This window comes from Hyphomicrobiales bacterium, from assembly GCA_030688605.1.
Taxonomy (GTDB): Bacteria; Pseudomonadota; Alphaproteobacteria; order Rhizobiales; family NORP267; genus JAUYJB01.
Window position 1 is genome coordinate 23,324 of record JAUYJB010000010.1, and the last position, 10,732, is coordinate 34,055.

Consider the following 10,732-nt stretch of genomic DNA (forward strand, 5'->3'; position numbering starts at 1 on the left):
CCATGGCCCTTGCATGGGACCGATCATGCGCTTGGGGCAGGCGGCGGAGTGGCCGTCATCTCCGGGGTCAGCTCTCCGGTTCGGCGGCGGTCGGCGTGTTCCTGCTCCAGATCGACCGTTTCCAACGCCTTGTCGCGCAGGCGACGCCAGCGCACCATCGTCACCTCGTTGGCGAAGATGGTAAAAATAACAATCAGATATGGGACTTCCTTCCAGACCTTGATGCCGATGACCTGCTCCGAGATCGCCGCCAGAAAGGCCAGCATGAAGCCGACGATCATCAGGCCGATGCGCTCGATATGCGGCCGGTTGATCCAATACTCCTCGGCGATCTCGCGCCGGCGCATGATGAACGGCTTGTGCAGGTCGCTGTCGAGCGGGACATAGCGCTGGTCGATGAAGTGCTTGGCCAGGTTGCGCCGCACGAAACTGTTGCCGCGCACGTCCTGGATGCCCATCAGCATCAGAATGACGCAATAGATCTGGATCCGGTCGATAAACCAGGCGAGCGCGATGAAAGTCAACGTCATCAACACCGCCAGGATCGGCGCCCACGACCTGCCGATCATGCTTTCCCAGTCGTGCGGCGGATTGAACTTCGAATAGAGCCTGGTGACGATCTCGATCTCGTTGCGCACCGCCCGCTTGTAGAGGAAGTACCAGACGAAGGTGAACAGGGCCAACAGCGCGATGGCGCCCATGTCCTGGGTTTAGATCCACAAGGTGGAAAAGAAATTGGCCTTCGTCGCCTGTCTGGCGATGTCGATGGCTTCAGTGGTTCCGAAATACTGCCTGAGGCGCAGCTTGATTCCGAAGATCAGCGAGAAGAATGAGAAGGCGAGGATCGTGTCGCTGACGCTGAGATAGTAGCGCAGCCTTTCCTCGACCGTCGAGAAGCCCCGTCCGGTAACAAGCTTCTTGACCCACTCGAACATCGACATCCCCCGCTGCCGGCATTGCTCGTCGGTCATCCGTCCAAAGCGCGCCTGCCGCCCGTGCCTTGCGAAAGACTATAATATCGACCCGGAGGCGTGGCAGATTTTTCGTTTCGTCGGGCGGCGGCCTGCCATCGGCGGCGCGTTTCCGCCGGCCGGCCATGCCAATTGTAAATCACGCCGCGGACGCTGTAGGCTGGCACGCCATGTCGGAGCCGCTTCCATCCCTCAACGCGCCGGGCACGCCGCAGATCGTCCGCGACGAGATGGCGGCGCTGAAGAGCCGCCTCGACGAGACCGTTCCGCCGAAGCGCGACGCCATCCGCAATCTTCTCGTCGCCACCTGGAACATCAAGGATTTCGGGTCGCTCTACGACAAGAACGACGCCTGGACGGCCACCGGCAACGCCAGTCCAAAACGCGACCGGCGGGCGCTGTGGGCGATCACCGAGATCCTGTCGCGCTTCGACGTGATTGCCGTGCAGGAAGTAACCGGCGACCTGAAGGCCCTGCGCACCATGATCAAGACGCTGGGGTCCAACTGGGGCTTCCTGATGACCGATGTCGCCAAGGGCGCGGATGCGGGCGCGGAGCGGCTCGCCTTCGTCTATGACCGCACCCGCGTGGAGCTGTCGGGACTTGCCGGCGAGCTCGTCGTGCCGCGGGAATGGCTCGACGAGATCGGCGAGACGGCGCTGAAGAAGCAGTTCGCGCGAACCCCCTACGCGGTCAGTTTCCGCTCTGGAACGCAAACCCTCATACTCGTCACCCTGCACGTCGACTATGGCGACAGCTCCGCCGATCGGGTCCCCGAATTGCAGGCCATCGCGCGCTGGATGAAGGAATGGGCCGCGCAGACCAACCGCTGGCACCACAATCTGATCGCGCTCGGCGACTTCAACATCGACCGCAAGGACGACGATCTCTGGCAGGCCTTCGTCTCCACCGGGCTCGAGGTCCCGGTGCAGCTCAATCAGGTGCCGCGCTCGATCTTCGCCAGCCCCGGCCAGGCCGAGCTTGAGAAATTCTACGACCAGATCGCCTGGTTCACGAAGGGCCAGCGCCAGCTCCTGGACCTGGAATTGCGCACCGCCGGAACCTTCAATTTCGTATCCTTGCTCTACACCGATATCGGCATGACCAAACAGTCCCTGCAATACCGGATGTCGGATCATTATCCGCTGTGGGTCGAGTTCGACCTCGCGGGCTAGAGCGGCATTGGGCGTTGCGGCATGCCGCCCGTGTCGATTGTATCGCCGCCCGCTGCCGGAGTAAGGTGGCGCGCCATGAGAGCCCATAGCGTCAAGCCCAACCCGGTCGTCACCGTCGGCGGCGTCCGCTTCGCCAATGACGCGCCGCTGACGCTGATCGCCGGCCCCTGCCAGATGGAAAGCCGCGCCCACGCGCTCGAGGTCGCGGCGGCGCTGAAGGAGATCGCGGCAAGGCTCAAGATCGGCCTCGTCTACAAGACCAGCTTCGACAAGGCCAACCGCACCAGCCTGAAAAGCGCCCGCGGGGTGGGGCTTGAGCCGGCGCTTTCGGTCTTTGCCGAAATCCGCGAGACGACCGGGCTTCCCGTGCTCACCGACGTGCACGAGCCGGCGCAATGCGCATCCGTAGCCGAAGCCGTCGACATATTGCAGATTCCGGCCTTCCTGTGCCGGCAGACCGACCTCCTGGTCGCCGCGGCCGAGACCGGACGCGTCATCAATGTGAAGAAGGGTCAGTTCCTCGCCCCCTGGGACATGCGGAACGTCGTCGACAAGATCACCGCTTCCGGAAACCCCAATGTGCTGGTCACCGAGCGCGGCGTGAGCTTCGGCTACAACACGCTCGTTTCCGACATGCGCGCCCTGCCGCAGCTGGCCTTGACCGGCTGCCCGGTGATTTTCGACGCCACCCATTCGGTGCAGCAGCCGGGCGGGCAGGGGACCTCTTCCGGTGGAGAGCGTAGGTTCGTCGCGGTTCTTGCCCGCGCGGCGGTCGCCGTCGGCGTCGCCGGCGTCTTCATCGAGACCCACCCCGATCCCGACAACGCGCCTTCCGACGGGCCGAACATGCTGCCGCTTGCCGAGTTCGAAGGGCTGGTGAGGCAATTGATGGCCTTCGACCGGTTGGCCAAGGGGCTCTAACCCTTTCCCCGCGGTGCGATCAGCGTGCCGGTCGCTTCGTCCCAGCGCCACAGATTGCCCTTGGTCAGGTGGGTGCCGCCGAGCCAGCGGTCGATCGGGTTCAGCGCCGTGAAGTCGGCCTTGCCGGCGAGCACCGCCCGCCCGGCATCGCTCACCGACAATGTCGCCATCAGATAGGCGCGGACCTCCTCGCGGTTGCGCGCCGCGGCGATGCCGCCCTCGCGCACGCCCTTGATCAGCGGCACCGGCGCGAAGGCAAGCCCGTCGATCCACCGCCAGAACGACAAATCGCCCATGAAGGCCGCCTGTTCGAGCTGCTGTACGACCCGGAACACGATGTGCGGCGCGTCGGCTCCCTTGGAGACGGCGAGCAGGATCTGCGCCTCGGTGCGCGACAGGCCGGTTCCCGGCGCCGGCAGGTCCTGGACCGAGCGGGCGATGGCCGCCTTCAGATGCGGCAGCGCGCCGGTGTCGGCGTCGATGAAGCCCGCCCAGGCGCCCGGCTGCGGCTGCCGGTAGGCGGTCCACGCGGCTCTGGCGATGGCGCGCTGGTCGAGGCTGACCTCTTCTTGAAGTTCGCACAGGCCGGCCAGATCATCCGGCTTTTGGGCGCCGATATGGCTTGGCGCCTGGAGCAGGAAAAGTCCGTGTCCACGCCCGTTCCGTCCGGACATTTCGTCAAGAATCTGAATGACTTGGAGTTGGTCGTAGAGGTCCTGTTCAAACCACAGCGACACGCGGTCGTAACGCCGGTGCTCCAGGAAGGCCCGGTCGCGCGCGGCGAAGCGCTCATGCACCGTCTTGGCCTGGATATCGCCGAGACCGGCGAAATAGTCGGCGCGCAGCGTCGACAATGAGGCGAGATCGGGCGTCAGCGGCACCGGCCCCTCGTGCAGAACGTCGTTCCAAGCGAAGGCGGCGTCGCACAACTCCGCTGCCCGTACAAGACCGACCGCGGCCTCGCCGTTGGTGATGATCAGCGTGCTCACCCCCTACCCCCTGCCGCGATAGGCTTGCACGCCCTGATCCGGCAGCCACAGGCCTTTCGGCGGTTTGCCCCATTGCCAGAAGACGTCGATCGGGATGCCGCCGCGCGGATACCAGTAGCCGCCGATGCGCAGATAGTGGGGCTTAAGGCAATCGACGATCCGCTTGGCGATGGCCACCGTTCAGTCCTCGTGGAAGGCGCCGTGGTTGCGGAACGAGGAGAGATAGAGCTTCAGCGACTTCGATTCCACGATCCAGCGGTCCGGCGCATAGTCGATCACCAGATGGGCGAAGTCGGGCTGGCCGGTGATCGGGCACAGGCAGGTGAATTCGGGACAGGTGAAGCGCACGCCGTAGGGGGCGTCGGTATGCGGATTGGCCACCCGGTCGAGTTCGGCCTCCTCCGGGGCGGCCGGCAGCGGCGCCTTCTTGCCGAGCTTCGTCGTCTTGATCGTCATCCCTTCCGCCCCCCGCGGTTGTGCCGCCGCAGTCTGTTATCGCATGCCGGCCCGGTCAAGCCGAGCCGGGGCGACACCGCGGCCTTTGACAGCGGCCGGCAAGGCTTTCATAAGAGCTGCGCGCCAGACCTGTTGCCGACGGCTTGCGCGAAGGAGACCGCCCCATGCCCGCAATCACCGATGTCGTCGCGCGGGAAATCCTCGATTCGCGCGGCAATCCGACCGTCGAGGTCGATGTCCTGCTCGAAGACGGCGTTCTCGGCCGCGCCGCGGTGCCGTCCGGCGCCTCTACGGGTAAGCACGAGGCGGTCGAGCGCCGCGACGGCGGCCAGCGCTATCACGGCAAGGGCGTGCGCGGCGCCGTCAAGGCGGTCAACACGGAGATCTTCGAGGCCATCGCCGGCATGGACGCGGAAGGCCAGGTCGCCATCGACGAGACGATGGTCGCGCTCGACGGCACGCCGAACAAGGGCCGCCTCGGCGCCAACGCCATTCTCGGCGTGTCGCTCGCCGTCGCCAAGGCTGCGGCGCAGTCGACGGGCCTGCCGCTTTACCGCTATGTCGGCGGCGCCGGCGCCCGCCTGTTGCCGGTGCCGATGATGAACATCATCAATGGCGGCGCCCATGCCGACAACCCGATCGACATCCAGGAATTCATGATCGTGCCGGTCGGCGCCGAGACGCTGGCGGACGCGGTGCGCATCGGCTCGGAAGTGTTCCACACCCTGAGAGGGGCGCTTTCCGACGCCGGCCACAACACCAATGTGGGCGATGAGGGCGGCTTCGCGCCCAATCTCGCCTCCGCCGACGAGGCGCTCGCCTTCATCGTCAAGTCGATCGAGCGGGCCGGCTACAAGCCCGGCGAGGACGTGGTTCTGGCGCTCGACCCGGCCGCCTCGGAATTCTTCGCCAAGGGCAAGTATGTGCTCGAGGGCGAAGGGAAAAAGCTCGATTCCGCCGGCATGGTCGATTATCTGGAAGCGCTTGTTAACCGCTATCCGATCGTCTCCATCGAAGACGGCATGGCCGAGGACGATTGGGAGGGCTGGCGGCACGTGACCGAACGGCTGGGGGCCAGGATCCAGCTCGTCGGCGACGACATCTTCGTCACCAATCCGGAGCGCCTGCGCGAGGGCATCGCCAAGAAAATCGCCAATTCGATCCTCGTCAAGGTCAACCAGATCGGCACCCTCACCGAGACGCTGGAGGCGGTGGAGACCGCGCACAAGGCCGCCTACACCGTGGTCATCTCGCACCGCTCCGGCGAGACCGAGGATGCGACCATCGCCGATCTGGCGGTGGCCACCAATTGCGGCCAGATCAAGACCGGCTCGCTGTCCCGCTCCGACCGGCTCGCCAAATACAACCAGCTCATCCGTATCGAGGAGGAGCTGGGCCCGCGCGCCCGCTACGCCGGCAAGAGCGTCATCCGGGGGTAGATGTAAGCGGCGAGCCTCAATCGTCGTCCCCGTGAAAACGGGGACCCATTGGCATTGCTCCTTGCGCAGTCCTGGCGAAAGGTGTCGACGCGTTTGCCCCGACCAAGGCCAATGGATTCCTGCTTGCGCGGGAATGACGGGTTGGCGCAATGGCTTCCGGTCCCCCGTTTACCATCTGTTAACCGCGTCTGGTCGACCATCGGCGCAATTCTAGAGCGGTTCATGGTTATAGGGGATCAATTCGATGGGCCAAATCGGTTCATCCGGGCAGGCGCGGCGCGACGCGCGATACGGGATATCGGGCGAGCGCGGCAACGAACCCGGTGGGTCGATTTGGCCCACCGAAGGCCGGGTTCTTTTGCGCCGTGGCGGTGTTGCGGCTGTTGGCCGATGCACCGCATCGCCCGGCGAGCCGCGCCTGGCCACGGCGCAAAATCATCCCGGTCAAATAGTTCCCTATAACCATGAACCGCTCTAGCCCGCTCTCCCTATAGCGGCGGCAGGACGAGGATTTCAGGCGTCTCCGGCAGCATGGCCCGCGACACCACCACCGAGGGGGAATCGGCAAACCGCGCCGAATAGTAAGGCCGCATGCGCTCCAGGAACCTGTTCAGGCTGAAGCCGCTGAAATAATGCATCGGCACGATGAGGCGCGCGTGCAGGCTCTTCAACACCTCAACGACGCCCGGAAGGTCCAGCGTATAGCTGCCGTCGACCGGAACCAGCACCACGTCGATGACGCCGATCTGGCCGAGCTGCTGGGCGGTGAGCTCGTGATGCAGGTGGCCGAGATGGGCGATGCACAGGCCGACCATCTCGAAAATGAAGATGGAGTTGCCGAACTCCACCGTGCCGCCGTCCCGGCCGCGGATGTTCGTCGGCACGTTGCGGATTTGCACGTCGCCGATCTGCAGATGGTGCTCGGCGTATGCACCCTCCGGGTTCCAGCCGCGCAGCACGTGCTTGATCGCCGGGTCGGGATGGTCGGTGTAGTGGGTCTCGTGGGCCCGGTTCATGGTGACGACGTCCGGCGCCACGCCGGGCCCGGCATAGCCGGTATAGTCGGTGGCGATCCGCACCGCTTGCGCGCTTTCGATCAGGAACGTCGAATGCTGGATATAGGTAAGCCGGGTCTCGTTGGCCTCGAGCGCGCGGCCGGCTTGAGCGAGGAGCGGTCTTGCGTCCGAACGCGCTCCAGGGTCCTGGGCTTGCGCGGCAGGCCGGAAGGCGGCCTGGATGACCGGCGCGGGCCTGCCCGAAACCGCGAGGCACGAGGTCGAGGCGGGCTGGGCCGTGGCCGCGAAACTCGCAAAGCCCGCGACCAGCATCACCGTCAAGCCGAGAACCGAACGAACGCCAGCCATGGGACCTCCCTTGCCTCTCCCTTTTGCGGCCATGTTACGCGTTTTGCGCGCGCGCGTCATGACGAAGGAATTTGCGAAAACGCCATTGCCCTCATCCTTCGAGACGCGGCTTTTTTGGCCCCCCTCGTGGCGGAGTTTATCCTCGGGCCTGCCTTCGGCACGACCCGGGGGCCAGTAACCCCCAGCGTCAATGATCGGGCACGACGGATACTGGGTCACCCGGTCAGCCCGGGTGACGACGAATGAGGGCTGGCCGCGGCCCCCGCGAGGGAGAAGATGCGTCCGAGTCTGAGGGCGCTCAGAAGAGCGGGGATAACTTTCGGGGAGGAATCGCGGAAAACCGCGAAAAAAAGAGGTCGGTTTCGATAATCATGGTTAATGGGAGTGAAGACGGGGCGGTCTCAGACCGCCTCGCCGCGCAGGAGCCGCGGCAGGGTGCCGGTGTCGCCGGCGGCTTCCCTGACGAAGGCGCGCTTCAGCCCTGGCAGGCGCTCGACGAGGCCTAAGCCGACGTCGCGGGCGATCCGCGCCAGGTCGCTGTCGTTCGAGAACAGCCGGTTGAGCGCGTCGGTGGCGAGCGCCAGGCCAGCGGTGTCGAAGCGGCGCCAGCGCTGATAGCGCTCGAGCACCGACAAGGCGCCGATGTCGAGGCCAATCCGGGCTGCTTCCAGCACCGTCTCGGCAAGGGCCGCGGCATCCTTGAAGCCGATATTGACCCCTTGGCCGGCGAGCGGATGGAAGCGGTGCGCGGCATCGCCGGCGAGCGCGAAGCGCGGGGCGATGAAGTCCCTGGCCATGAAGAAGCCGAGTGGAAAGGCCTGGCGCGGCCCGGCAAGGGCGAGCGCGCCGAACTGGCGGCCGAGGCGGCGAGTGAGCTCGACGATGAACGCCGGCTCGTCAAGGCCGATCAGCCGCCGCGCCTCTTCCCGCCCCTCGGTCCACACCAGCGAGCCGCGCCGGTTCCTGAGCGGCAGCATGGCGAACGGGCCCGCCGGCAGGAAGTGCTGCACCGCCTTGCCGGCATGGTCGCGGCCCGGGCGGATCGTCGCCGCCAACGCCCACTGGCCGTAATCCCAGGCGATGCCGCGGATGCCGGCAAGCCGGTTGAGGCCGGCGCCGGCGCCGGCGGCTGCGACCAGCAGGCGCGCGCGGAAAGATCGACCGCCGTCCGTCCGCACCGTGACGCCGGCGCCGTCGGGCTCGAAACCGGCAACGCGGACGCCGTGGCTGATTGCGATGCCGCGATGGCGCCGAACCGCGCCCCCAAGCGTTTTCGCCAGATGCGGGTTCTCGACGATCCACGCCGCCGGCATGCCGTCGTCGGCGCCTTCCTCGGTCTGGAAGACAAGGAAGGGGACCCGCGCCGCCTGGTCGAGCCGGCTGTCGGTGATGACCATCTCGGCGACCGGCTGGGCGAGCCGGTCGAGGTCGCACCAGGCGCCGAGACGCATGAGCATGCGCCGGCTCGCCGCCGTGACGGCGCTTGCCCGCTGGTCGGTCGGCCCGCCGCCCCTGGCGGGGCCAGCATCGAGCACCGCGACCGAGAGGCCGGAGGCCGCGTCCGCGGGCCCGGCGAGCGCCAGCGCCAGCGCGGAGCCGACGAATCCGCCGCCGGCGATGACGATGTCGGCCGTTCCATCCACGCGTTTCGGCATCTGAACTCGACCCCAAGCTTGACAGGGTGGCTCCCAGAGGCCTAGCCCAATAGTCCAAATCCCGCCAGCCTTTCGCGCGCGCCCGAGCGCGTCGCCGCCCGCAGGCAAGGCCGCACGCCCATGTCCGAGACCAGACCCCGATCCAAGGCGCTGGAAAACCTGATCGCGATCCTCGATCTCGAACCGATCGAGCACAATATCTTTCGCGGCCGCAGCCTCGAGGTCGGCTGGCAGCGCGTCTTCGGCGGCCTCGTCGTCAGCCAGGCCATGGTCGCAGCCATGCGCACGGTGGAAGACCGCGCCATGCACTCGCTGCACGGCTATTTCATCCTGCCCGGCGACCCCGACGTGCCGATCGTCTATCACGTCGACCGCATCCGCGACGGCGGCAGCTTCACCACCCGCCGGGTGGTCGCGATCCAGCATGGACGGGCGATCTTCTCCATGGGCGCCTCGTTCCACAACGCCGAAGAGGGCTTCGAGCATCAATTGGCGATGCCCGACGTGCCGGCACCGGAAAGCCTGCCAAGCGAAAAGGAGCTCAAGGAGCGTTTCATCGACTTGGTGCCGGAGAATGTGCGCCGCTTCTGGGAGCGCGACCGGCCGATCGAGCTCAAGCCCGTCGACCTGAGCCGCTACATCGCCAAGGAAAAGCCCCGCGCCAAGGAAACGCCGCGGCCGGTGCAGAACATCTGGTTCCGCACCACCGGCCCCATGCCCGACAACCCGGCGCTGCACCAATGCGCGCTCGGCTACGCCTCCGACATGACGCTGCTCGACACCTCGCTGCTCGCCCATGGCCGCTCGATCTTCGACCGCGATCTGCAGCTTGCCAGCCTCGACCACGCGCTGTGGTTCCACCGCCCGTTCCGCGCCGACGACTGGCTGCTCTATGCCGAGGAAAGCCCGTCGGCCTATGGCGCGCGCGGCTTCAACCGCGGCTCGATCTTCACCCGCGACGGCACGCTCGTCGCCTCCGCCGCGCAGGAGGGCTTGATCCGCAAGGCGCGGCCGAAGGCGTGAGGCAGCCGCGCGGAGCGACTGTTTCCGCGAAAATTGGCGAATTGTTAGGCAAAGCTTCATATTTGATTAATTATTAGGCAACTTCGGCGGCTCACGGCCGGGCGAGCGGCGGCCCCTGGGCGAAATACGACAAATAAATCAAGATCTTACGGCAATACCGCGAATCTGGCATGCTAATTGATTTAGCTTTTTGCGCGCCCCGCGGCATCGCGCCGCGCGCGGCGTGCTGCCCGATCGTGCGGTCGGGCGCGGAGCCACCGGAGACACGGGGGAGCGACCCATGAAAATCGTGATGGCTGTGATCAAGCCGTTCAAGCTGGACGCGGTGCGCGAAGCGCTGACCGAGATCGGCGTCCAGGGCCTGACGGTCACGGAAGTGAAGGGGTATGGCCGCCAGCGGGGCCATACCGAGATCTACCGCGGCGCGGAATATGCCGTGAACTTCGTGCCGAAACTCAAGATCGAGGTCGTCGTTGCCGCCGACATGGCCGACCGGGCCGTCGAGGCGATCACCAACGCGGCCCGCACCGGCGAGATCGGCGACGGCAAGATCTTCGTCTTCGCTATTGACAGCGCCGTCCGGATCAGGACCGGCGAGACGGACGCGGATGCGCTCTGAGCGGCGATCCGAGGAAAGGAGAACGCAAATGTACAACGTCAGATCGTTCGCACGGGCCGTCCTGTTCCCGATCGGGATTTTGGGCCTTTCCGTGCTCCCGGCCTACGCCCAGGAGGTTGC

11 protein-coding genes and 1 pseudogene are annotated in these 10,732 nt (G+C 66.1%); 5 read left to right on the forward strand and 7 right to left on the reverse strand.

The annotated features are described in order from the left end of the window. Positions 1–23: 23 nt before the first annotated feature. Positions 24–701 (reverse strand): hypothetical protein, encoded by a 678-nt coding sequence (locus Q8P46_01380; GenBank protein MDP2618824.1) that lies wholly within the window; start codon positions 699–701, stop codon positions 24–26. 9 nt (positions 702–710) lie between these two features. After that, a complete protein-coding gene (locus Q8P46_01385) occupies positions 711–971 on the reverse strand; it encodes a hypothetical protein (protein MDP2618825.1) in 261 nt (86 codons plus the stop codon). A gap of 170 nt (positions 972–1,141) precedes the next feature. Between Q8P46_01385 and Q8P46_01390 the strand changes: the two genes are divergently transcribed. Together Q8P46_01390 and kdsA are read left to right on the forward strand one after the other, a co-directional pair. Continuing rightward, the gene (locus tag Q8P46_01390) at positions 1,142–2,146 is read left to right on the forward strand and encodes an endonuclease/exonuclease/phosphatase family protein (GenBank protein ID MDP2618826.1); all 1,005 of its coding nucleotides are present in this window, start codon (positions 1,142–1,144) and stop codon (positions 2,144–2,146) included. A 75-nt stretch (positions 2,147–2,221) separates the two neighbouring features. After that, on the forward strand, positions 2,222–3,067 hold the full coding sequence (gene kdsA / locus Q8P46_01395; protein MDP2618827.1) for a 3-deoxy-8-phosphooctulonate synthase: 846 nt from the start codon (positions 2,222–2,224) through the stop codon (positions 3,065–3,067). Here kdsA and Q8P46_01400 read toward each other — a convergent pair. Beyond that, positions 3,064–4,056 (reverse strand): hypothetical protein, encoded by a 993-nt coding sequence (locus Q8P46_01400; GenBank protein MDP2618828.1) that lies wholly within the window; start codon positions 4,054–4,056, stop codon positions 3,064–3,066. The genes kdsA and Q8P46_01400 overlap by 4 nt on opposite strands. Positions 4,057–4,059: 3 nt before the next feature. Then, positions 4,060–4,512 (reverse strand): annotated as a pseudogene (gene queF, locus Q8P46_01405) (preQ(1) synthase). Positions 4,513–4,676: 164 nt separating this feature from the next. Between queF and eno the strand changes: the two are divergent. After that, positions 4,677–5,951 carry a phosphopyruvate hydratase gene (eno, locus tag Q8P46_01410; GenBank protein ID MDP2618829.1) on the forward strand — a complete coding sequence of 425 codons (1,275 nt, stop codon included), beginning with the start codon at positions 4,677–4,679 and terminating at the stop codon, positions 5,949–5,951. A gap of 259 nt (positions 5,952–6,210) precedes the next feature. On the opposite strand, the gene Q8P46_01415 is transcribed toward eno, so the two are convergent. The 3 genes from Q8P46_01415 to Q8P46_01425 form a co-directional block, all read right to left on the reverse strand. After that, the gene (locus tag Q8P46_01415; GenBank protein MDP2618830.1) at positions 6,211–6,390 is read right to left on the reverse strand and encodes a hypothetical protein; all 180 of its coding nucleotides are present in this window, start codon (positions 6,388–6,390) and stop codon (positions 6,211–6,213) included. A 49-nt stretch (positions 6,391–6,439) separates the two neighbouring features. Further along, on the reverse strand, positions 6,440–7,315 hold the full coding sequence (locus Q8P46_01420; GenBank protein ID MDP2618831.1) for an MBL fold metallo-hydrolase: 876 nt from the start codon (positions 7,313–7,315) through the stop codon (positions 6,440–6,442). Between the two features lie 401 nt (positions 7,316–7,716). Continuing rightward, entirely contained in the window at positions 7,717–8,970 is a 1,254-nt protein-coding gene (locus Q8P46_01425; GenBank protein MDP2618832.1) for an FAD-dependent monooxygenase, read from the reverse strand. 120 nt (positions 8,971–9,090) lie between these two features. On the opposite strand from Q8P46_01425, the gene tesB reads away from it, so the two are divergent. Both tesB and Q8P46_01435 read left to right on the forward strand, forming a co-directional pair. Then, positions 9,091–9,993: an acyl-CoA thioesterase II gene (gene tesB, locus Q8P46_01430; GenBank protein MDP2618833.1), complete on the forward strand. Its 903-nt coding sequence runs from the start codon at positions 9,091–9,093 to the stop codon at positions 9,991–9,993. A gap of 280 nt (positions 9,994–10,273) precedes the next feature. Further along, positions 10,274–10,612: a P-II family nitrogen regulator gene (locus tag Q8P46_01435; protein MDP2618834.1), complete on the forward strand. Its 339-nt coding sequence runs from the start codon at positions 10,274–10,276 to the stop codon at positions 10,610–10,612. Positions 10,613–10,732 lie beyond the last annotated feature (120 nt).

Excerpts from the sequence above, each read along its gene's own strand:
- Q8P46_01385 (MDP2618825.1), bottom strand. The coding sequence starts at position 971 with ATGACCGACGAGCAATGCCGGCAGCGGGGGATGTCGATGTTCGAGTGG.
- eno (MDP2618829.1), top strand. The coding sequence starts at position 4,677 with ATGCCCGCAATCACCGATGTCGTCGCGCGGGAAATCCTCGATTCGCGC.
- tesB (MDP2618833.1), top strand. The coding sequence starts at position 9,091 with ATGTCCGAGACCAGACCCCGATCCAAGGCGCTGGAAAACCTGATCGCG.
- Q8P46_01380 (MDP2618824.1), bottom strand. The coding sequence starts at position 701 with ATGGGCGCCATCGCGCTGTTGGCCCTGTTCACCTTCGTCTGGTACTTC.
- Q8P46_01415 (MDP2618830.1), bottom strand. The coding sequence starts at position 6,390 with ATGATTTTGCGCCGTGGCCAGGCGCGGCTCGCCGGGCGATGCGGTGCA.
- Q8P46_01390 (MDP2618826.1), top strand. The coding sequence starts at position 1,142 with ATGTCGGAGCCGCTTCCATCCCTCAACGCGCCGGGCACGCCGCAGATC.
- Q8P46_01435 (MDP2618834.1), top strand. The coding sequence starts at position 10,274 with ATGAAAATCGTGATGGCTGTGATCAAGCCGTTCAAGCTGGACGCGGTG.
- Q8P46_01420 (MDP2618831.1), bottom strand. The coding sequence starts at position 7,315 with ATGGCTGGCGTTCGTTCGGTTCTCGGCTTGACGGTGATGCTGGTCGCG.
- kdsA (MDP2618827.1), top strand. The coding sequence starts at position 2,222 with ATGAGAGCCCATAGCGTCAAGCCCAACCCGGTCGTCACCGTCGGCGGC.
- Q8P46_01425 (MDP2618832.1), bottom strand. The coding sequence starts at position 8,970 with ATGCCGAAACGCGTGGATGGAACGGCCGACATCGTCATCGCCGGCGGC.